The 22715-nt window shown below is 40.8% G+C and carries 20 protein-coding genes; 4 read left to right on the top strand and 16 right to left on the bottom strand.

Annotation, left to right across the window (positions count from 1 at the left end; genetic code table 11):
• Window positions 1-9 precede the first annotated feature (9 nt).
• Window positions 10-3612: a DNA-directed RNA polymerase subunit beta gene (locus tag HMPREF2795_RS05085; RefSeq protein WP_075228392.1), complete on the bottom strand. Its 3603-nt coding sequence runs from the start codon at window positions 3610-3612 to the stop codon at window positions 10-12.
• A 430-nt stretch (window positions 3613-4042) separates the two neighbouring features.
• Between HMPREF2795_RS05085 and HMPREF2795_RS05080 the strand changes: the two genes are divergently transcribed.
• The gene (locus HMPREF2795_RS05080; RefSeq protein ID WP_000844832.1) at window positions 4043-4900 is read left to right on the top strand and encodes a 5'-nucleotidase, lipoprotein e(P4) family; all 858 of its coding nucleotides are present in this window, start codon (window positions 4043-4045) and stop codon (window positions 4898-4900) included.
• A gap of 142 nt (window positions 4901-5042) precedes the next feature.
• On the opposite strand, the gene HMPREF2795_RS05075 is transcribed toward HMPREF2795_RS05080, so the two are convergent.
• From HMPREF2795_RS05075 to HMPREF2795_RS05030, 10 genes are all read right to left on the bottom strand, one after another.
• Window positions 5043-6545: a zinc ABC transporter substrate-binding protein AdcA gene (locus HMPREF2795_RS05075; RefSeq protein ID WP_000733019.1), complete on the bottom strand. Its 1503-nt coding sequence runs from the start codon at window positions 6543-6545 to the stop codon at window positions 5043-5045.
• Window positions 6546-6554: 9 nt separating this feature from the next.
• Entirely contained in the window at window positions 6555-7361 is an 807-nt protein-coding gene (locus tag HMPREF2795_RS05070) for a metal ABC transporter permease (RefSeq protein WP_000933416.1), read from the bottom strand.
• On the bottom strand, window positions 7354-8058 hold the full coding sequence (locus HMPREF2795_RS05065) for a metal ABC transporter ATP-binding protein (protein ID WP_001269493.1): 705 nt from the start codon (window positions 8056-8058) through the stop codon (window positions 7354-7356). Before HMPREF2795_RS05065 ends, HMPREF2795_RS05070 begins: the two co-directional genes overlap by 8 nt.
• A complete protein-coding gene (adcR, locus tag HMPREF2795_RS05060; RefSeq protein ID WP_001249315.1) occupies window positions 8058-8498 on the bottom strand; it encodes a zinc-dependent transcriptional regulator AdcR in 441 nt (146 codons plus the stop codon). Before adcR ends, HMPREF2795_RS05065 begins: the two co-directional genes overlap by 1 nt.
• Before the next feature lie 244 nt (window positions 8499-8742).
• Window positions 8743-10944 (bottom strand): cell surface ecto-5'-nucleotidase Nt5e, encoded by a 2202-nt coding sequence (gene nt5e, locus HMPREF2795_RS05055; protein WP_001042068.1) that lies wholly within the window; start codon window positions 10942-10944, stop codon window positions 8743-8745.
• 139 nt (window positions 10945-11083) lie between these two features.
• Window positions 11084-12352 (bottom strand): D-alanyl-lipoteichoic acid biosynthesis protein DltD, encoded by a 1269-nt coding sequence (dltD, locus tag HMPREF2795_RS05050; RefSeq protein WP_075228391.1) that lies wholly within the window; start codon window positions 12350-12352, stop codon window positions 11084-11086.
• A complete protein-coding gene (gene dltC / locus HMPREF2795_RS05045) occupies window positions 12345-12584 on the bottom strand; it encodes a D-alanine--poly(phosphoribitol) ligase subunit DltC (RefSeq protein WP_000351968.1) in 240 nt (79 codons plus the stop codon). The genes dltD and dltC overlap by 8 nt, the downstream gene beginning before the upstream one ends.
• A 13-nt stretch (window positions 12585-12597) precedes the next feature.
• A complete protein-coding gene (gene dltB / locus HMPREF2795_RS05040) occupies window positions 12598-13842 on the bottom strand; it encodes a D-alanyl-lipoteichoic acid biosynthesis protein DltB (protein ID WP_075228390.1) in 1245 nt (414 codons plus the stop codon).
• Complete coding sequence (gene dltA / locus HMPREF2795_RS05035) at window positions 13839-15389, bottom strand: D-alanine--poly(phosphoribitol) ligase subunit DltA (RefSeq protein WP_007555757.1); 1551 nt, start codon at window positions 15387-15389, stop codon at window positions 13839-13841. The genes dltB and dltA overlap by 4 nt, the downstream gene beginning before the upstream one ends.
• Before the next feature lie 20 nt (window positions 15390-15409).
• Window positions 15410-15541: a teichoic acid D-Ala incorporation-associated protein DltX gene (locus HMPREF2795_RS05030; protein WP_000375187.1), complete on the bottom strand. Its 132-nt coding sequence runs from the start codon at window positions 15539-15541 to the stop codon at window positions 15410-15412.
• Window positions 15542-15777: 236 nt separating this feature from the next.
• Between HMPREF2795_RS05030 and hslO the strand changes: the two genes are divergently transcribed.
• Both hslO and dusB read left to right on the top strand, forming a co-directional pair.
• The gene (gene hslO, locus HMPREF2795_RS05025; RefSeq protein WP_075228389.1) at window positions 15778-16650 is read left to right on the top strand and encodes an Hsp33 family molecular chaperone HslO; all 873 of its coding nucleotides are present in this window, start codon (window positions 15778-15780) and stop codon (window positions 16648-16650) included.
• Window positions 16637-17617: a tRNA dihydrouridine synthase DusB gene (dusB, locus tag HMPREF2795_RS05020; protein WP_075228388.1), complete on the top strand. Its 981-nt coding sequence runs from the start codon at window positions 16637-16639 to the stop codon at window positions 17615-17617. Before hslO ends, dusB begins: the two co-directional genes overlap by 14 nt.
• Before the next feature lie 45 nt (window positions 17618-17662).
• Here dusB and HMPREF2795_RS05015 read toward each other — a convergent pair whose 3' ends face one another.
• Window positions 17663-18349: a YoaK family protein gene (locus tag HMPREF2795_RS05015; protein WP_075228387.1), complete on the bottom strand. Its 687-nt coding sequence runs from the start codon at window positions 18347-18349 to the stop codon at window positions 17663-17665.
• A gap of 211 nt (window positions 18350-18560) precedes the next feature.
• Window positions 18561-19253: a hypothetical protein gene (locus HMPREF2795_RS05010; protein WP_075228386.1), complete on the bottom strand. Its 693-nt coding sequence runs from the start codon at window positions 19251-19253 to the stop codon at window positions 18561-18563.
• A gap of 282 nt (window positions 19254-19535) precedes the next feature.
• Here HMPREF2795_RS05010 and HMPREF2795_RS05005 point away from each other — a divergent pair, with 282 nt between their 5' ends.
• Complete coding sequence (locus tag HMPREF2795_RS05005) at window positions 19536-19766, top strand: hypothetical protein (protein WP_045762774.1); 231 nt, start codon at window positions 19536-19538, stop codon at window positions 19764-19766.
• A 211-nt stretch (window positions 19767-19977) separates the two neighbouring features.
• Here the strand turns inward: HMPREF2795_RS05005 and HMPREF2795_RS05000 are convergent, their stop codons facing one another.
• From HMPREF2795_RS05000 to HMPREF2795_RS04990, 3 genes are read right to left on the bottom strand one after another with little or no spacing between them, the layout of a single operon-like run.
• Complete coding sequence (locus tag HMPREF2795_RS05000) at window positions 19978-20751, bottom strand: NUDIX domain-containing protein (protein ID WP_075228385.1); 774 nt, start codon at window positions 20749-20751, stop codon at window positions 19978-19980.
• A 1-nt stretch (window position 20752) separates the two neighbouring features.
• The gene (pnuC, locus tag HMPREF2795_RS04995; protein ID WP_075228384.1) at window positions 20753-21529 is read right to left on the bottom strand and encodes a nicotinamide riboside transporter PnuC; all 777 of its coding nucleotides are present in this window, start codon (window positions 21527-21529) and stop codon (window positions 20753-20755) included.
• A 21-nt stretch (window positions 21530-21550) separates the two neighbouring features.
• Window positions 21551-22597 (bottom strand): AAA family ATPase, encoded by a 1047-nt coding sequence (locus HMPREF2795_RS04990; RefSeq protein WP_075228383.1) that lies wholly within the window; start codon window positions 22595-22597, stop codon window positions 21551-21553.
• Window positions 22598-22715 lie beyond the last annotated feature (118 nt).

The raw sequence follows: 22715 nt of genomic DNA, 5'->3' as shown, positions 1-22715 counted from the left end.
GTGAGCTACTTATTCTTGTTCAGTAGCTTCTTCTGTTGCTTCCGCTTTTGCACCTTCTTCAGCTTCAAAAGCAGCTTTTGCTTCTTCAGCAGCTTTTTTACGTGCTTTTTCAAGGTCATCTACGTGGATGACATCTTCGTCCATGCCCTCATCAAGATCACGAAGTTCAACTTCTTGATCATCTTCGTCAAGGACACGCATGTCAAGACCAAGTGATTGCAATTCTTTAACAAGAACTCGGAAGGATTCTGGAACACCTGGTTTTGGAATTGGTTTTCCTTTTGTAATAGCTTCATAAGCTTTCAAACGTCCGTTGATATCGTCAGACTTGTAAGTCAAGATTTCTTGAAGAACATTTGATGCACCATAGGCTTCAAGCGCCCAAACCTCCATCTCACCGAAACGTTGTCCACCAAACTGAGCTTTACCTCCGAGTGGTTGTTGGGTAACGGTTGAATATGGTCCGACTGAACGAGCGTGCAATTTATCATCAACCATGTGGTGAAGTTTGATCATGTACATGACACCAACTGACACACGGTTATCAAATGGTTCACCAGTACGTCCATCGTAAAGGATAGTCTTAGCATCGCTATCCATACCTGCTTCCTTAACAGTTGACCAAAGATCTTCTGAACTTGCTCCGTCAAAGACTGGTGTTGCGATGTGAATACCAAGAGTACGAGCTGCCATACCAAGGTGGAGCTCCATAACCTGACCGATATTCATACGTGATGGCACCCCAAGTGGGTTCAACATGATATCAACTGGAGTTCCGTCTGGAAGGTAAGGCATGTCTTCTACAGGAACGATACGAGAGACAACCCCTTTGTTTCCGTGACGTCCGGCCATCTTATCTCCGACCTTGATCTTACGTTTTTGAGCGATGTAAACTCGAACCAGCATGTTAACACCTGATTGCAATTCATCTCCATTTGCACGTGTAAAGATCTTAACATCACGAACAACACCATCGGCACCGTGTGGTACACGAAGAGAAGTATCACGAACTTCACGAGACTTGTCTCCGAAGATAGCGTGCAAGAGACGTTCTTCAGCTGAAAGGTCTTTCTCACCCTTAGGTGTTACTTTACCTACAAGGATGTCCCCTTCTTTAACCTCAGCACCGATACGGATAATTCCCATTTCGTCAAGGTCTTTAAGAGCATCTTCACCAACGTTTGGAATTTCACGAGTGATTTCTTCAGGTCCAAGCTTTGTATCGCGTGTTTCTGATTCATATTCTTCAAGGTGGACAGATGTGTAGACATCGTCTTTCACCAAGCGTTCGCTCATGATAACGGCATCCTCGAAGTTGTAACCTTCCCATGTCATGTAGGCAACGATTGGATTTTGCCCAAGCGCCATTTCTCCATTTTCCATAGAAGGTCCATCTGCAATAAAGTCGCCTTTTTCTACAACGTCACCAACTTTAACAAGCGTACGTTGGTTGTAAGCAGTACCTGAGTTTGAACGACGGAATTTTTGGATATGGTAAACATCCAATGAGCCATCTTCACGACGAACTTCTACCTTGTCAGCATCGGCATAAGTAACTTTACCATCATACTGAGCAATTACAGCCGCTCCAGAGTCGTGGGCTGCTTGATATTCCATACCAGTACCAACGTAAGGTGCTTTTGGATTAATCAATGGTACAGCCTGACGTTGCATGTTGGCACCCATGAGGGCACGGTTGGAGTCGTCGTTTTCCAAGAAAGGAATACATGCTGTCGCAACGGCAACTACCTGTTTTGGAGAAACGTCCATGTAATCAACACTTGAAGCTGGGTATTCTTGGTTAACCCCTTGGTGACGTCCCATGACAACTTTTTCAGCAAAAGTGCCATCTGCGTTCAATTTAGAGTTAGCCTGTGCTACTGTGTACTCATCTTCTTCATCAGCAGTCAACCAAACGATTTCGTTAGTTACTTTTCCAGTTTCACGGTCAACCTTGCGGTATGGTGTTTGAATGAAGCCATACTTGTTGAGGTGTCCGTATGAAGACAAGTTGTTGATCAAACCGATGTTTGGCCCCTCAGGTGTCTCGATTGGACACATACGACCATAGTGAGTGTAGTGCACGTCACGCACTTCATATCCAGCGCGGTCACGTGTCAAACCACCAGGTCCTAAGGCAGACAAACGACGTTTGTGTGACAACTCAGAAAGCGGGTTGTGTTGGTCCATGAACTGTGACAATTGAGAAGAACCAAAGAATTCTTTGATTGCTGCAGTTACTGGACGGATATTAATGATTTGTTGAGGTGTTAATACTTCGTTATCTTGAACAGACATACGTTCACGAACGTTACGTTCCATACGTGAAAGTCCAAGGCGTACTTGGTTGGCAAGCAATTCACCAACGGCACGGATACGACGATTTCCAAGGTGGTCGATATCATCCACACGACCGATACCTTCAGCCAAGTTGAGGAAATAGCTCATTTCAGCAAGGATGTCTGCTGGTGTGATAGTGCGAACTTTATCATCTGGATTTGCATTACCGATGATTGTTACAACACGATCTGGATCAGTTGGTGCTACAACCTTGAACTTTTGAAGAACAACTGGCTCTGTTACTACAGCCGCATCATTTGGAATGTAGACAATCTTGTTCAAATCACCATCCAAATGGCTTTCAATGCTCTCAATCACGCTACGAGTCATGATTGTTCCAGCTTCTACCAAGATTTCACCTGTTTCAGGGTCTACCAATGGCTCAGCAATGGTTTGGTTAAGCAAACGTGTTTTAACATTGAGTTTTTTATTGATCTTGTAACGACCAACTGCAGCCAAGTCATAACGACGTGGGTCAAAGAAACGAGCTACAAGCAAGCTACGTGAGCTTTCAGCAGTCTTAGGCTCACCTGGACGAAGGCGTTCGTAGATTTCCTTCAAAGCTTCGTCTGTACGAGAGTCCATTGGGTTCTTGTGAATATCTTTTTCAACAGTGTTACGAACAAGATCGCTGTCACCAAAGATATCAAAGATTTCATCATCGCCTGAGAAACCAAGCGCACGAACCAAGGTCGTAAATGGAATCTTACGAGTACGGTCGATACGAGTATAGGCGATGTCTTTTGAGTCGCTTTCAAGTTCCAACCAAGCTCCACGGTTAGGGATAACAGTTGAACCGTAACCCACTTTACCATTTTTGTCTACCTTGTCATTAAAGTAAACACCTGGAGAACGCACCAACTGTGATACGATGATACGTTCACCACCGTTGATGATAAAGGTTCCCATCTCAGTCATGATTGGGAAATCACCAAAGAAAACTTCCTGTGTCTTGATTTCGCCAGTTTCTTTGTTAATCAAGCGGAAGGTTACAAAGATAGGTGCTGAGTAGCTAGCATCGTGGATACGAGCCTCTTCAAGCGTATATTTAGGTTCTTTGATTTCGTAGCCAACAAATTCCAACTCCATTGTGTCTGTGAAGTTTGAAATTGGCAATACATCTTCAAACACTTCCTTCAGACCATGGTCTAGGAAATCTTTGAATGAATCAGTTTGAATTTCAATCAAATTTGGTAAGTCAAGAACTTCTTTGATTCTTGAAAAACTACGACGGGTACGATGTTTCCCGTATTGAACGTCATGTCCTGCCAAGATGATTCTCCTTTTTAAATAAAGTTCCAAGCTTAGTGATCTAAGCTAGTAATTATCGTTAGATGGTTCTAAAAACCCTATCAACTTATCCCCCTTGACTAATTTTCAGAATCTTTAAATCTTTGTTACAAAGGTCAAAAAACTTGAAAAAAAGCACAAAAAGAGCAGCTAAATCCGACTTTTTCAGGAGATTTAACTGCTGTGAGCCTTGTCCGGACAATATTTCAGACAAAACCTACGACAAATGATTATTTATATTATACCCTATTTAGCTAGATTTTTCAAGGTTTTAAAATATTTTTCTCTTCCTCTAATCCGTTAATTATCTACATCTTTCTTTGGAAAATCAAGTCCATATTTAGGAAAACGCTTGCCTTAACTATTCCCTCATGCTATACTGTTATTGAAATTAATAGACAGGAGACATTTTATGAAAACAGCTAAAACCACTGTTACAATCGTTTCTGCACTTGCATCTGTCATCTTATTGACCAGCTGCGCCACAAAATCCACAGAAACACAAACATCCGCTAATAACTCATCTGACAATCAGATTACAATGACTTACGACCAACTACGGTCTAGAGAAAATACCATGTCAACTCTCTGGTATCAAAAAGCGGCCGAAACAAAAGCCTTGTATCTACAAGGTTATAATGTTGCTACAGATCGTCTAAAGGAATTACTGAAAACAGAATCAGACAAGCCTTATTCGATTGTTTTGGACTTGGACGAAACGGTCCTAGATAACAGTCCTTATCAAGTTCAAAATGTCAAAGATGGAACAGTATTCACACCTGAAAATTGGGATGTTTGGGTCCAAAAAGCTGCAGCAAAAGCCGTCCCAGGTGCTAAAGATTTTCTTCAGTTTGCCGATCAAAACGGTGTCCAAATCTACTATATTTCTGACCGTTCAGTCGACCAAGTAGATGCTACCATTAAAAATCTAGAAAGCGAAGGTATTCCTGTACAAGGACGTGATCACCTCATGTTCCTAGAAAGTGGTGTAAAATCCAAAGAAGGTCGTCGACAAGCGGTTCAAGAAAAGACAAATCTTGTGTTACTATTTGGTGATAACCTTGTAGACTTTGCAGATTTTTCTAAGACTTCTGAATCTGACCGTGATAAACAGCTTGAAGAATTGCAAAAAGAATTCGGTGAAAAATTCATCATCTTCCCAAATCCAATGTATGGATCATGGGAAACAGCAGTTTACGGTGGTAATAAACTCGATGCCAAGGGACAAGTAGAAGAACGTGAAAAGGCTTTACAAGGCTTTGACAAGTAATGAAAACTTGGTATTCAATAAGGCCATAAGTACAAAAAGAAGTGCAAAAGCTCTTTAACTGACAAAACTCAAAAAAGCGGACAAGAGAGGATTCTGATAACCAGAAAACTTTCCTGTTCGCTTTTATCATGTGAATCGTATCTTAATGAGCCAGCATTTCTTGGGCGATTTCTTGACCAGATAAGCCATCTGGATAGTAGGTTGGCCAGTTATCCATTTCTTCAAAGAGGGCTTCCTGGCTAGTGCCTCCAAAGAAGATATGGAAATGCTCTGCCTTGACTGGTGCGATATTGTGGTCGCTGAATTGAACATACTTAAATTGTCCAGCGTCTGCATCTGTCGCTTCAAAGAGATAACGAACTCCTCGATTCCCTTTCTTATAGGTCAAGATTTTCTTGCCGACATACTTGTAGGTATATTTCTTACTTTGATCACCTTGGATGAATTCCATAGTGTTATCCGTGATATTAATCTTAGATACATCCGTTTGATAGCCTTTTTGATAGTAGGATTTATATTCATCCTTAGTCATCTTACCAGTCAACTTAGCCTTGTAGTCAAAGACTTGGTCTAGAGTACCATCTTCAAGGAAAGGATAGACTGACTGCCAGTTACCAGCATAGTCACTCAAGGTACGATCCTTGACATCAGCATCCTCAAAGTAACCATTTTGAACGGTTTTAGTTTCCTCGGCTTTTTCTGGTTCAATTTCTGCCCCTGCCTGGTCAGTTGTTTGCTTGAGGGCTTTGAGATTTTTCTCCATGACAGAGATATAGTTCTCACCGGCCTTCATGTCCTCTTCGGTCAAGCTTTCCAGAGGATTCAGAACATCTAACTTAACTCCTGTTTCTTTTGAAAGAGTATTAGCTAGAGCTTGTGAGGCATTTTCTTCAAAGTAGATATAAGAAATCTTATTCTTCTTGATGTACTCGGTCAATTCTGCCAAGCGGCTTGCTGAAGGCTCCGCATCTGGCGAAAGCCCAGAGATAGAGACTTGAGTGAGTCCGTAGTCTAAGGCAAGATAACGAAAGGCAGCGTGTTGAGTCACAAAACTCTTTTGTTTAGCACTAGAAAGTCCTTCAGTATAGGCTTTATCCAAGGCTTGCAATTTTTCGATATAGGCTGCTGCATTTTGCTCAAAAGTCGCCTTCTTATCTGGATAGTCAGCTGAAAGACTATCACGGATGTGCTCTACAAGTTTGATTGCACGCGCAGGAGACAACCATACATGAGGGTCATACTCGTGATGATGACCCCCTTCGCCGTGGTCATGGTCTTCCTCTTCTTCACTACCTGGAAGAAGCAACATATCTCCAGTAGCCTTGATTGTTTTTACTTTTTTGGCATCTAGTGAATCTAAAAGCTTGGGAACCCAAGTTTCCATGTTCTCATTTTCATACACAAAGGCGTCGGCGTCTTGGATTTTAGCAACTGCCTTAGGCGATGGTTCATAATCATGTGGTTCTGTCCCTGCCCCAATCAAGAGCTCGACATTGGCTGTATCGCCTGCTACTTGTTTGGTAAATTCGTAAACAGGGTAGAATGTTGTGACGATATTTAATTTTCCATCTGCCTGTTTTTGATTGGAACAAGCCACTAAGAATACCGTCACAAGACTTGCCAAAAGTAGGCCTAGTTTTTTCATTTTCTTCTCCTATTTGATAAAACGTTTGAGTAAGCTGACTAACAAAAAGACAACTACAAAGATAATGGTAATACTTGCACTCGGTGGTGTCTCTGCATAGTAGGAGATATAAAGTCCCGCCACCATACCTAGAAAACCAATAACGCTGGCAAGAATCATCACCGAACTAAAGTTCTTCCCTAAACGCAAAGCGATACTAGCTGGTAGGACCATGATGGTCGATACCAAGAGTGCTCCTGCAGCTGGAATCATAAGAGCAATAGCCACACCCGTCACCATGTTAAAGAGGATAGACATAGTACGCACTGGAAGGCCATCTACAAAAGCTGTATCCTCGTCAAACGTTAAGATGTACATGGGTCTCAAAAAGAGGAAGGTCAGAATTAAAACAACCGCTGCAATGACAAAGAGCCCAATTACCTGCTCTTGACTGATGGTCACAATAGAACCAAACAGGTATTGGTCCAAACTCATAGAACTCGAGCTCTTACCCTTACTCATAACAATGAGTGAAACTGCAAGTCCTGTAGACATGAGAATAGCTGTCCCAATCTCCATAAAGCTCTTGTAAACCGTACGGAGATATTCAAGAAAGACCGCGGCAATCAAGACAATGGCAATGGTTGAGATGGTTGGAGAAATCCCCAAAACCAAACCAAAGGCAACCCCTGAAAGCGAAACGTGACTCAGAGTATCACTCATAAGGCTCTGACGACGCAAGATGAGGAAGGTCCCAAGGACTGGCGAAAAGAGACTCATGGCAATAACGGCCAAAAAGGCTCGCTGCATAAAATCATAAGACAATAGATTAAGCATGCTCCACCTCCTGGTCATTTTCATGGACATTGAAACAACGCCATGGGGAATCTTGGTCACGGACAAGGTGGATATTGCGATCTGCGTAATCCTTGACTTCTTCAGGATCGTGAGTAATCATCAAAACAGCCTTGCCATGGTGGTGGGCACTGTGGTGCATGAGCTCATAAAATTCATTCTTGGTACCTGCATCCATCCCTGTTGTCGGCTCATCCAAGATAAAGATATCTGGATCTGAAGCAAACATACGTGCAATGACCGCTCTTTGCTTTTGCCCACCAGAGAGAGAGCCAATCCGTTTATCCCGATGTTCCCACATGCCAACTGAGTTTAAACTAGCCTTGATGTGTTCTTCGTCGTGAGCATTCAAACGACGGAACCAGCCCTTTCTTGGGTAGCGACCTGATTTGACAAATTCATAAACGGTACTTGGAAAGCCTGCATTAAAACTTGCAATCTGTTGAGGAAGATAGGCAATTCTTAGCTTTTTCCCATGAATATTTGTCTTTGAGATGGTTACTTTCCCAATTCGTGGTTGTAAAATACCTAGACTAGCTTTGATAAGAGTAGTCTTTGCCGCTCCATTTTCTCCTGTCAGTGTGACAAATTCCCCACTATCAACACTGTAATTGATATGCTCAAGCACAGGTTCCTTGTCATAATAGAAGGACAAATCCTCTACTGTGATGTATCTCATTACTTGATTTCTCCTACTAAAGCAGTTAAAAACCGCTGGATAATTTTTTGTTCGTTTGGTGTGAACTGAGTGGCAACCTGCTCATAAGTCGAGAGGGTATGTTCATGATGATGGTGGTGTTCCTCAGCAATAGGTCGAGCCAAGTCTGTCAATTGATAGAAGACAACGCGAGCATCCTTAGGATCCTTAGACGTTTCTAACATTCCCTCCTTAACCAGGGATTTGATAGCCTTTGTAACGGCAGCTTGACTGACATTGAGACGACGCGCCAACTCAGAGTTGGTGAGCGACTCCTCTGATAAAAGCATGAGAATATGCTCCTGGGTATTGGTCAAGGCTACATCACTGGTACAATGACCAATGAGAATTTCATGCTGGTTTTCAGCTTTTAGGATAATCTCATTTAAAAATTGATCGATATCTTTTGCCAACTGTCTCATGATTTGCTCCTTTCTCAGAACGGAATTTCTATAAATACAAGGTTTTCATACTCTTCAAAAATCAAATTCAAACCACGTCAGCTTCGTCTTGGCGTACTCAAGTACAGCCTGCGTCTCGCTTCCTAGTTTGCTCTTTGATTTTTATTGAGTATCGCGCCATTCCTTTACTAGTTAAGTATATCACATCCAAGCAAGGAGTCAAGAAAAAAGATGAAAACACCTGAGATGTTTTCATCTTGTAGAATTATTTTTCTTGTTTACGACTAGTCCAGAGGGCTGTCGCTCCAAGAATCATACCCAATAGCATCATGAAAATAGATTGCTCACTACCTGTATTTGGAAGTAATTTTTCTGAAACTACTGTCTTGTTAGCAAACTGATCTGCAACCTTATAATCAACTTTTACAGTAGATGTTTGAGCAGGAGTTGTTCCCTGATTTTTTCCTGATGGAGTTGTTTTTGTTGCTGAATCTTGCTCCGATTTAGCTGGAGTTGTCTTTTGAACTTTTCCTGGCTTAGTTGCATCATTTCCTGAATTAGCCGGAGTTGTTTCCTGATTTTTTCCTGGTTGAGTAGGAGTTTTTGCTGGATCTGTTTCTGAATCTTTTCCTGGTTTAGCTGGATCTTGCTCTTTACCTTGATCTTCTGGCAGTTTAAATGTTTTTGAATCCACAGAAATCGTGCGTGAGTTTGGATTTACCTTTTCATACTGAGTCAAATCAGCTGTTTTAAGGTAATCTTCAAAGGCGGCATCCATTGAAGGACCTTCTTCTCTGGCACCACCAAGCATAGTATAACCGTCACCACCTGCTGCAAGGAAGTCATTGGTTGCTAGGTAGTAAACTTTTTCCAAATCTAGTTTTTCATAAAGACCAGTCGCACCATTCTTAACTTGAATAGCCAAGACACGTTTGCCTGCAGCTAGATTTGTATCGTAGTAGACCTTGGCTCCTGAAATCTGTAAGAATCCGCCACTTGGTTCTAGCAATGGTTGACCATTTTCATCCAAGACAGTTTTTCCTGCCTTATCAACCTGCAAAATAGATCCAAGTGATTTTTCAAACATGTCAAAAACTTGCTGACCAGTTACTTGAATTTGTGAAATTGTGTTCCCAAATGGTAGAACCGCAATGACATTTCCTTTTGTAATTGGCTTATCTTTGGCAATCGTTTCACGCAAGCCACCACCATTGGTCACAGCGATATCCGTCGGATGACTAAAGCCTGTTTGACCGTATTGATAGAGAGAATCTGCGACAACATTTCCAAGGTTAGTTTCACGGACACGGACATTTTCACGGTCACCGTTCAATTCAACTGGACTATTTGAAACAACTTCTATAGCATTTTCAGCGTCATACTTTTGTTTGATGTCCTTGACAAGTTTTTCAATTTTTGGATTAGCTTCCAATTTCTTAGCATCTGCAGCTGCAATGAGTGAAGGATTCCCCAATAATTGGCGAGATTTGTAAGTGATTTTACCAACGTTATGGAGATAGCTTCCTGTCTGGTTGTATGTTACATTGTCACCATAAGTAGTCGATTCTACTGTATGAGAGTGACCATCAATAACAGTGACACGCTTACCTTTCAAAAGAGGATTTTTTGAAAGTGCTTCTGCAAGAGTAGAACCGCGCCATTCTACTGGTGTTGTTGTATCAACTCCCAAGTGAGCGAGAACAACATAGTGTTTGTAGTCTTTGCCTTCTGCCAAGGCTTTAGCTTGAATTTCTTCGATAACCTTGTTAACCTCTGCAATAGGTTCTGTAAAGGTTACGCCTTTAACATTTTTAGGGTGGGTCTTAGTAGCTGTTTCAGGTGTTGTCACACCGATGACGACAAACTCATCACCTGCAACATCCTTGTTCTTATCAACAATTGTTGCTGCTTCAAATAAACGAGCACCATTGACATAAGTGTTTGAGCTGAGCAATGGGAAGTTCAAAATTTCTTTGTATTTTTTAACTTCATCAAGTCCAAAGTCGAACTCATGATTTCCTACAGCCATAGCATCATAGCCCATCTCGTTTAAGATTTTGGCACGTGCTTCACCCTTTGTAGAGTTTGAAATTGGCAGACCTTGGAAGGCATCGCCTGCATCTACTACTAGAGTCGTTTGGTTGCCCTTTTCTCGCTCCTTCTCAATAACCGTTGCGAGTTTGGCATCTCCAATTACTCCTTTTTCTTCTACAATACGACCATGCACGTCATTAGTGTGCAAGATAACAGTATCTGCTTCTTCTTTTTGAGGTGCAGCCTCTTCAACTGGCGTTGCCGGACTTGTAACAACCTCAGGAGTCGCTGTCACTACTGGTGCTTCTGTAGTGCTCACAACTTCTGTAGCTTCTGAAGAACTAGTATTTTCTTCAGCATAGACTTGTCCAGCTAAAAAGGCTGGAGCTAATAGGGCTGTCGATAGCACAGGCAACAAAAAACGTTTATTCATATTGAAATCCCTTTCTCTTCTTTCTTCTACCATTATACGCTATTTAGCATCATTTTAAAACTTTTAACCTTTTTGAAGGTAACCTATCCAACATTTCATAAAAAAAGTCTGAACAAAAAGTTCAAACTCTTTTTCTATATTATTGAAAATCTTGGATATTTCCATCATAGGTTGCCCAATCTTGACTAAAGAAACGATCATTCATTTGGTAATTAGGCGCTGTTGTTGGATTGCTCAAAAAGGGATTTACAACCTTATCAAATGCTAACCAGCCTAACCAACCGATATGAATCGTGTCCTTAACAAAGTAGGGATCTCCACCGTTTTTTGAAAAGTCAGCGATATTGGTAAAGCCTTGACTCTCCAACTGGTAACGAATTTTTTCAATTGCGTGTTGATACATCTCCTCACTCAAGCCTGTATAATTCATCCATTTTTTATTGACAGGTTGAAAGACAAAGAGCACATTCACCTTAGATTTAGCAAATTGATCGAGCACTAACTGCAAATCATTGTACTCACTTGACTGGAGAAAGTTGTAATTTTTTTGATACCCTTCCCACTTTTTTAAATCTTTCTTTAGTTGAGTATTGTAAAAGTGGTTATCCATCCCCAAATCATTATTGGTCGTATTTTCTTCTGCATCCTTACGTGCAATATTTTCCAATTCTTCATACGAAAAATGCTCTGGGAGACTGCTCAAATATTTTTCAATATGATCTTTATACTTTAATCGGCCCCGAATGGAGAACTGACCAAAAAGGGCAGCTTGTCTTTCATTGAACTCAGCAGAGAGATTAACCACCGTTTGATCAAAATCTGACAATTGTTCATTCTTAGCCAGCTTCTCAACAATCCTCTTCATCGGAACTCTTGGATTTTGCTTTAAGAGTCTATTAGCCGCATATTGAGAGGCTGCATCCCCAGATTGATTCTCTAAAAAGGCAGTCAACTGATCATTGTTAAAATAGGTTTGAAAAATAGTTGGGTCATGATCCTCTTTTGTAAACCACTGTGGAGAGATTACAAATACCGCTTGTTTGTTTTCAAGCTCAGATGTGATTTGTTGCAGCCCAAAGTATTGACTAAGAGAAGCTGCTCCTGCCTGCCCCATAAAATAAGGACGATAGGGGCGATTATACTTTTCAGCTAGTACTGCTGGATGCATACTATCAAAACGAATCCATTCACTCGAACCCAAAAAGGGTATAAAACGTATATTAGGATCCGTGAGAGCTCTCACTTTTTGTCTTCTCTCTTTGAAACTTTCTGCACTTATAGAGGCTGCAGAGTATTTTTCCTCCATTAGATTATGACTCTTACTACTAGGGTAGAAAAAAATGAGTAGAAGAACCAATAAACCTGCAATAAGAATGGGCCCGAAGATTAACCACAGGCGTTTAAGCATTCTTTAACTCCGTAATCCCTGCTACGATTTTATTAGCTGTATTCCAGTCGTCACGACCAAATTCTGTAACTGGGACACGAATATCAAAGCGATTTTCGATTTCCACGATCAATTCAACTGTTCCCATACTATCCAAGACACCTGCGTCAAAAAGATCCTCATCCATCATGTCAGATACATCTTCCATAAATAATTCATCAATAATTTCAATAACTTCTGATTTGATATCCATTTTTTAATTCCTTTTATTTTTTAAACCATAAATCATTCAAAAATCCAGAAAAGATTAAGAATGAAACCATCACGACATGGAAGGTTATCACCATGCCAAGCAACTGAGCCCAGCGATTCTCAGGCAAGGGAGGTCGCCCTGCTTTCTTACGTTCTTTATTGAGCGTTTTTTTCTTTCGAACCCAGGCATCATTAATGACTAAGCCCACTCCATGAAAGAGTCCGTAGGCGATGTAAAACCAAGTTATCCCATGCCAGAACCCCATAAGGAGCATGTTCAGGATATAGGCGACACTTGAGGTCACATTTCGATTCTTAAAGAGCTTCTTTCTCGTCATCACCATGACCATGCGCATAAAGACAAAATCACGGAACCAGAAGGATAAACTCATGTGCCAGCGATTCCAAAACTCCTTCAAATCCCTTGATAAAAAGGGTTTGTTGAAGTTGATCGGACTACGAATCCCCATCAGATTTGAAATAGCTAGAGCAAACATAGAGTAACCTGCAAAGTCAAAGAAGAGCTCCAAACCAAATGTGTACATGATGGCCACTACATAATAGTTAAAGACGCCACCTGTTTGTAAAGCTAAATTCTTTAGCGGTGGTAATAAAATCTCGCCTAAAATATGAGCTAGGATAAATTTATACAGAAATCCCCACATGATATATCGAACTGACTCAGCTAGCATATCTAGCAACTCATCGCGCTCTGGTATCGTCTTATAATTTTCATTAAAACGTTTGAAACGATCAATAGGACCACTTGAAAATGTCGGCATAAAGAGAAGAAAACGCAAATACTCCCACATCTTCAAATCCTTAATGACTCCATCTCGAAGTTCGATGATGATTCCTACCGAACGAAATGTCAAATAAGAAATTCCCAAAAATCCAAGCAAAGACTGCGTTCCATTGATAGCAGGCTGCACCTTGACAAAGATGATGGGAAGTAACGACAACAGACTAACGAGATAGAAAATCCATTTGCCGTCTCGGACTTTTCGATACTGCTTGTAAAAAAGAACCAGTACCATTTGCCAAATTAGATAGATTCCTAAGGCAGCTAATTGATTGGTCTTGCCTCCCGTCAACATAGTGACTATAAAGAAGAGACTAACCAATATTTCATACCAGCCAAAACGTTTTTTGAAAAAAAGACCGATAAAGATGGGCAAGGTAGCGGTAATCACGTAGACAAAGTACTGTAGATTTCCATAGGGCTCAATATGAGGAAGCTGTTTGAGAAGCTCCATCATCTATTATTTACCTCATTGATTAAGCCTTTAATGTCAATCTTGCCATTTGGAGTTAGTGGCAATTCCTTTCTGTAAAGGAACTTAGACGGCATCATGTAAGACATCATAATATCTTCCAAGTCTTCCTTGATCGCTTTCGTGATATCGATGTCGCGCTCAAATTGTTCTTTGACACCATCTTTTAAGATAACATAGGCCAAGAGGTTTTGAACCTTGTGGTCTTTGTTGTAACGTGGAACTGCAACAGCAGATTCAACGTACTTGGATTTGTTCAAGTTTTGAGAAACATCCTCTAGCTCAATGCGGTAACCGTTAAACTTGATCTGGAAGTCCATCCGTCCACCATAGAGAAGGAGACCTTCATCTGTCATTGTTCCGACATCTCCCGTATGATAGGCTGGCAGACCTTCAAATTCGAAGAAGGCTTCAGCTGTTTTTTCAGAATTGTTCATGTAGCCTTTTGAAACAGCTGGACCAGATACGATGATCTCCCCTTGCTCTCCGTTTGGCAATTTATTCCCTTCCTCATCAATGATAAAGGTTGGAGAATCTTCTTTGGTGTAGCCAATTGGTAAACGTTTCAGGGTTGCCAACATCTCATCTGTAATAGCGACTGCTGACAAAGCAACTGTTGCTTCCGTTGGACCGTAAGCATTGATAATGCGTGCATTCGGGAAACGCTCGCGCAATTTCTGAGCGGTTTTCACGGTCAACTCTTCCCCATCAAAGTAGAAATGAGTGATCCCTGGCATCTTTTCAGCATTGAAATCTTCAGATAACATGGCCATATCTGCAAAAGATGGTGTCGAAGTCCAAATAGCAATCGGAAGAGAAAAGATAGTTGCAAAGAGTTGTTTGAAGTCTTGAGTAATGGCTGATGGGAGGGCAAAAAGCGTTCCTCCAAGAGCCAAGGTCGGTGCCCAATACATGACAGACAAGTCAAAAGAATAGGGCGGTTGCGCCAACATTTGTGGACGCTCTGGCGTCGCAAATTCCTTGTCCGTAATCATCCAGTTGGTAAAGCTGAGCAAATTATCATGCGAAATTTGCACCCCTTTTGGTTTTCCAGTTGTCCCTGAAGTAAAGATGATGTAGTAGTTATCATCCCCCTTGACCGGATGCGTCATCTCATAGCTATTCCCTTGAGCAAAGGTTTCATGAACCTGAGCTAGATTCATCATTGGTGTAGAGACCTGCTCTAATGGAAAGTCTGAGATGGCAATAATCAAACTTGGCTCTGCCACTTCTAAAATAGCTGAAACTCGCTCCAAGGCCGAATGACTGTCAATTGGAATGTAGGCATGACCTGACTTAGTCAGAGCTACAAAGGTAACTAACATCTCATACTCCTGACCACCAAAAACGACTACAGGAGATTTTTCAGGTAAATCTAGTTGATCGATGGTTGCAGCCAAACTATCCGAATCAGCCTTCAAATCACCATAGGTACGTTCCTCACCAAGAACATTATAGACTGGAAAGCTAGGCTGAGTTTGGGCGAAGTACTCAATCGCTTCAATCATATCTTTTATCGGTTTATTAGACACAGTTCGTTTTCTCCTTAAAGTTAAAATTCATTGTAGATAAAGCCACCCTGACCTTGACCAAGATAACTAAAGAAATAAAGCAAACCCAGTAAAACAATAAAATACAGGACCGTTTGCCCTAAAAAAATATATAATGGTTTCTTTCTATCCATGATCGATTTCTTTTCTGTAAATTTCCGTCAATTTTCCCACAAACAATTACTATTTTTTCTTGTTCCCATTTTACCACTTTAGTCTCTTCATTTTCAACTGTTTACCATTTTTAAAGAGCACATTTTAGCCTATTTTAGTTCTTTCTTCATAATTTCACTGATGTAAACAGATCACTTTAAAACGATAGTAGACACCCCACTCCCCCTTTGAGCATTTTTATGCTAAAATAGTAGCTATGGATAAAATTATTAAAACTATATCAGAAAGCGGGGCTTTTCGTGCTTATGTTCTTGATAGCACTGAAACTGTCCGCACTGCTCAAGAAAAACATCAAACACAAGCTAGCTCAACTGTAGCACTTGGTCGTACCCTTATCGCCAGCCAGATTCTCGCAGCCAATGAAAAAGGAAATACCAAGCTAACGGTTAAAGTTCTTGGAACTAGCTCTCTAGGTGCCATCATCACTGTCGCAGATACCAAGGGGAACGTCAAAGGTTACGTTCAAAACCCTGGAGTTGACATCAAAAAAACTGCAACTGGCGAAGTCCTAGTCGGGCCTTTTGTCGGAAATGGTCAATTTCTCGTTATCACAGACTACGGCACTGGAAATCCTTATAACTCTATGACTCCCCTCATCTCTGGAGAAATCGGTGAAGATCTTGCCTTCTACTTGACAGAAAGCCAGCAAACTCCGTCAGCAGTTGGACTCAATGTCCTTTTGGACGAAGAAGACAAGGTCAAGGTTGCAGGTGGTTTCCTAGTTCAAGTTTTGCCAGGAGCCAAGGAAGAAGAGATTGCTCGCTTTGAAAAACGCATCCAAGAAATGCCAGCTATCTCAACCCTTCTCGAGAGTGAAGACCATATTGAAGCTCTTCTTAAAGCCATCTATGGTGACGAGCCATACAAACGTCTGTCTGAAGAAGAAATTCGTTTCCAATGTGACTGTAGTAAAGAACGTTTTATGAAGGCTCTTTCTAGTCTTCCAAGCTCAGACTTGCAGGAAATGAAGGACGAAGACAACGGGGCAGAAATCACTTGTCAATTCTGCCAAACTACTTATAATTTTGACGAAAACGACCTGGAGGAACTCATCCATGACAAATCTTAATACACCCTTTATGATTGGCAATGTTGAGATTCCCAATCGTACCGTTTTAGCACCCATGGCCGGCGTGACCAACTCCGCCTTCCGTACTATCGCAAAAGAACTTGGAGCTGGACTCGTTGTCATGGAAATGGTCTCTGACAAGGGAATCCAATACAACAACGAAAAAACTCTGCACATGCTTCATATCGATGAAGGAGAGAACCCCGTCTCGATCCAACTTTTTGGTAGTGATGAAGACAGCCTAGCACGCGCAGCAGAATTCATCCAAGAAAACACCAAGACCGATATCGTGGATATCAACATGGGTTGCCCAGTTAATAAAATCGTAAAAAACGAAGCTGGCGCTATGTGGCTCAAGGATCCAGACAAGATCTACTCTATCATTAACAAGGTCCAATCTGTCCTTGATATCCCTCTCACTGTCAAAATGCGTACAGGCTGGTCTGATCCATCTCTAGCTGTGGAAAATGCCCTCGCTGCTGAGGCTGCTGGTGTTTCTGCCCTTGCCATGCATGGCCGTACACGTGAGCAAATGTATACTGGTCACGCTGACCTCGAGATCCTTCACAAGGTTGCACAAGCTCTGACAAAAATTCCATTTATCGCTAACGGTGACATTCGCACTGTCCAAGAAGCCAAACAACGCATCGAAGAAGTCGGTGCTGATGCCGTGATGATTGGACGCGCAGCTATGGGAAATCCTTATCTCTTCAATCAAATCAATCATTACTTTGAAACTGGAGAAATCCTTCCTGATTTAACCTTTGAAGATAAGATGAACATCGCCTATGAGCATTTGAAACGCTTGATTAACCTCAAGGGAGAAAAGGTTGCGGTCCGTGAATTCCGTGGACTCGCTCCTCACTACCTCCGTGGAACATCAGGTGCAGCTAAACTTCGTGGAGCTATCTCACAAGCAAGCACACTGGCTGAGATTGAAGCACTCTTACAGTTAGAGAAAGCATAAACGTATAAAAATTGGCAAATCCCTCAATTTGAGATTTGCCGTTTTTTATATATTTTCATCTTGCAAATCTAGTTGCTTCACTCTAGCAATATAGTATGCCATAATCAAAAACAAATTGAAGCTGACAATCCAGATAGACCATTCATGGAGAAAATGCATAGATACAGCCAAGCTAATGGCCCCCACTACGAAACTACCTACAACAATACCATAGTTCAAGGCTTGACGACGATATTCTTGAATATCTCCTTCTCCTCTAACGATGCGATACAAAGCAGTCAACATTTTTCGGTAATTTCCAGACGTCATAAAAATGACATAGGGATGATCTTCAATCAAACTACCCGTAAATGTTAGCATCATCATGCCTGTTCCAAAAGCAATAAAAGGAACTTCTAATAGAGGAAAACGAGAAAAGAAGGGCAGAACAAGGGTCCCGATAAATAAGGGAAGTAGCATCTTAACCCGCCAATAGGCTGTTTTGCGATATTCTTTCACGTGTAAGGCAAAAAGAAAGCCTAGGGAAAAGAATATAATCGAGCAGAATCGCAACATGGTATTGATGACATGTGAGTCGTGCCAATCTGATATCAGTAGGAGAATGTTCCCTGTCTGTGTCGCCACCAAACTGTGATACTGAATGTGACAGAATACATCCAAAGAACCACCGATAAAGCCAAGAAACACTCCCATGAGTCGTGTGTTTTGAGGTAAAATTAATTGATCCGTCATTGATTCATCACTCGTTTCCCTTTAATGCATTCATTATACCACTTCTCTCGGAGAAACTAAGTGAAAAACTGTCAGTTCAGGGAGACATGATTACATATACTCCTAAGTTAGTATCATCTCTGAAGTTCATTTATGACATCTTATCAACTGGGAATGCTGTAAATAATCATCAACTGAACTATTTTTAAACAAATTATTTCAATACTAAAGTCTATGGCTTAATCAAAGTAACACTTGAGACAGTGCCATCTGCACCTGTTGTAATTTGGATGACTTTTCCACCACCTACTTCAGCATTGTATTTCCCATCATCAAGGGTATAAGAATAGCTTTGAATAGAGTAGTTTTCTTTCTTGCCATCAGCAGATTCTACTGTAAATTGACCACCTGATGAAACAGTGATAGTTTCACCATTAGCACCCTTCCAATTTCCAGCTGCAGCTGAAAAATCTTTGTCCACCATAGTCAAGACACCTTTATAACGTTTGTTATGTTCTGCCTGCTTGTCTTGAAGTTTGCGATCAGTTGCTGGATCATAAGCCGACTGATTCGGTTTTGCTTGTGTTCCTTGTTGATTGGATGGGGCTTGCGAAGGGGTTTGCTTAGCAGAAGATTCTTGGTTTTGTTTTGTTTCTGGTGCTGGTGTTGCTTGCGATTGGTTAGCAGTAGTCGTTGACTGTTCAGAAGATGATGATTTAGCTTTTTCTGATGAAGTTGAACTTGAGGATTTCTGAGTCTTGTTCTCTTTACTTGAAGAACTTGCCTTAGAACTAGAAGATGCTTGTGTTGTCTTGCTAGAACTATCACTTGTGGTATTTTCTTTCTTATTACCACAAGCCCCCAATAGCAATGTTGAAGCGAGTACAGTTGCGGCCATTAATTTGATAGAAGTTTTATTTTTCATTTTATGCTCCTTTGTAACATTTTTGAAATGTTAAGAAATATTTTTGTAACATTATTGTAATATTTGTTTTTAAATCTGTCAACTATTTATCTAAAATTTTTTAGAATTATTTTTGAGTATATTTATTTCCTTTTCCCTCCTATCTTTATTATTCGTTAAAAATTTAAAAAAACAGAAAAATTCTTCTTACTGAAATGCTATCTTTTAAAAGTGTAATCGCTTGTATTTTTATTCTTGAAGGGATATAATAAAATTGAAATAGGATATTGGAGGTGTAGGCCTATGTCAAGCAAATATTACAAATATCTTCCTTGGATGATTATTGGTGCTTTCTCTTCTTATGGGGTTGCTACTCATTACGCTCAAACAACATTTGATTTGTTCTACTTAACCACTATTTTCATGATTGTTTATGTGGCTCTAATGTACTTACACGAACATTATTTAAAATATAAATACAAAGATTTATTCATTCGTTTTATGAGTAATCCTAAAAAAGATAAACATCCTTAAACAAAAAATAACAACAAAAAGAGGCCGGGAAGAATCCCGACCTCGATTTTTTATGAATCATAAACCTTTGACACGATAGCTGACTTGGCTTGTGACGCAAACTTTATTTTCTCTATTCTCAAACTTGAACCCAGCCATCGTTTGTTAAAACTTCTCAGGACTGAGACTAGGAAACCGAGACTTGATCTATCGATTTCTATCCCAAAGCTTTTTATTTCAATCGATAGGTTTTTCTTGGCTTCTTTTTAGGCACTCGTTTGAGCCCAACTTCTTCTACATACTCACCGTATTTTACGAGAAAGTTATTGCTGACGATTGGTCGTCCTGGGTTGATGAGATTGACCAATTCGGTTCCTTCATAAACAGTGAACTCCTCCTCCAGCAGATAGAGAAAGGTCGGATTCCAGTCAAGACGCCCTTGGATTCGTTTAATAGACTCTTGGATAATGGCATAATGGTCAAAGGCAAAGGCCTGCTCCTCCAACTCTAGTCCCTCTAGGAAGCACTTGCCCGTCTGAAAATCAACATCGACAAAAACCACATCCTTGGCATCATCTCCAGCTTGAACGAGATCAAGTGCGCGGCTAGGTAGATACACCAAGTGGGCGATAGTAACCGTCCAGCCCCTCGGATCACGACCTGGAGTAGACACTGTCATCAACTGTTCGATTTTTTCCAAAGGAAGGTCGAGGTCAACCTCCTCTCTCACTTCACGCTGGCAAGCATGCCTTGCATCTTCGCTCTTATCCATAAAACCACCGACCAGAGCCAAGCAGTTTTGATAAGGATGAGCCTTGCGACGGATCAGCAAGAGTTTGATTTTCCCTTCCACAAAGCAATAAGCTACCATATCCACCGTCACGCTCGGTTTTTCATACTGAGGAAGATCCTGTTTGCAGTACCAGTCTAAAAATTCCTTCTCAGTCGCATGAATCTCAAAATATTCTCTTTCTGTCATTCCATCCGGGATTATCCTTTCAGTCATCTTATCCCTCCTTGACAGCTTTTGTCCATTGGTACCAACCGACTAAACTATTGATTGTGTAAACCCAGTACATACCTTGGATATGGATATTTTCACCCCACCAGAGGTAAATACTAAAGAGATTGGTTGCAATCCAGAAAATCCATTGCTCCCGGTAAAGACGTGTCATCAAGAGCTGACCAACACCATTGGTCGCATCTGTAACACTGTCACGGAAAGGACGAGCGCTATGGATACTTTGGTAGGCAAAGCCCATACCAATCCAGATGATGGCTGTCAAAGCCAAATATTTGAGCCAATCAATCATACCAAGTTTCTTAGCTTCAAAGTGAGACTCCTCTGGTTTTCCTTGCTCATTGATACGATTAGACAACCAAGTATAGAGACCAATAGGCTGCATCACAAAGAAATAAACTGTAGTCAATACTTCACCGTAGAAAGTCGCATTCATAGCTAGGACCAAATAAATTGCAGAGTTAATAGCTCCAAAAAGGTAGTTACTAGCTCGACCTTCAGCTACTAAGATAACGCAGACAATCCCTGTCCAAGAGGCCAAGAGACCAATCCAGTCATGACTTTCCGTGTTTTGTGTAAACTCCAGAATAAGAGGGACACTTGATAAAACAATCAAATAGAGCCACTGGAAAAGACTACGTCCTACAAAGAGGTCTTTCCATAGCAAACGCATAACTCCTGCAAAACCAATTTTACGAGCTTCTGCGTGAACATTTTTAAAGTTTGCGATAAATCGAGTAATTTTTTCAGTTATTTTTTTCATTTTCTTCTCCTAATCTGCTTGCTAAATAGCATCGATAGCTACTTTTGCTGCTTCATAATTTCCTAGATAGTCATCAGCTAGATAAACATGAGGGATATTGGCTAGGTATTGCTCCCTCATCATATCCAAATGCTGAGAAAAACTATGACGGATATGGTCTTCTGCCATGGTCATGTCTCGAAAACCATCATTGACATAAGAGCCGACAGGTTGCACAAAGAGGATTAAATCCCACTTTTCCTTGGCTAAGATGGAAACGAAGAGATTATCAAAGGTTTCTACGGACAAGTCCCCCTGCTCTTCAGTTTCCATGTAGTAATCGTAATAACCCTTGGTTACCAATGAGTTGGTGTCTGCAATGACCAAGCCTCGATTAGCATTACTATCGATTAACTTGGAAGTTTGATCATATTGCCCCAATAGAAGGTAATAATAGTCTTTTGGAGTAAGCTCATCATCTCGGACGTTATTTTTTATCTGATACTCACGAGCATATTCCAGACTGACTGGCGCATCATAGAAGCGAGCTAAATCCTTGGCTAGAGTTGTTTTCCCATTACTAGCACTTCCCATAATCAACACTTTTTTCGTAAACTGACGGCGGAAAGGTTGAGCGATATATTTCCAATATTTGCTTGGATTTTCTCGAATCATGGTAGCCGAAATTCCAAATTTTCTTTCCTGTAGAACAGTCTCAAAACCACGTTTTGACAATTCTTGTTGGTATTCGGACTCTCCTACAAAAAAGATAAGTTCCTCACTAGTCTGGTCATAGGAAATGGCCTGCAACATCTGATCCAACCATTCCTGCCAGCCCATTGGATAGCGTGGAATATTGGTTTCGTCAAGTTTACAAACAGAGGTCAATTCATCATCTCGAAAAGCTTCACGAATATAGCGAAATCTCTTTTGTAGTGTAAGTCCCACCTGTTCACCACGATCTCCCTTATAACCTGAAACTACCACCCATACAGCATCACATTGACGTTTTGCTCTTTGGATTAAATCAATATGCCCTTGATGTAAGGGAGCAAAGGTGCCAAAAACCACCGCTATACTCTTTTTCATATCTGTTCAACCTTTTTATAACTTTTTATATTTTGTATTATAATTCATCTTTCTATCTTTGTCAACACTTTTTTATTATTTTTTATAAAAACATTGCTACATGATAAGATTTTTTTAC

Source organism: Streptococcus sp. HMSC056C01, assembly GCF_001811305.1.
GTDB lineage: Bacteria > Bacillota > Bacilli > Lactobacillales > Streptococcaceae > Streptococcus.
The sequence above is the reverse complement of the archived record's forward strand: the minus strand, read 5'-3'. Positions and strand labels throughout refer to the sequence as shown.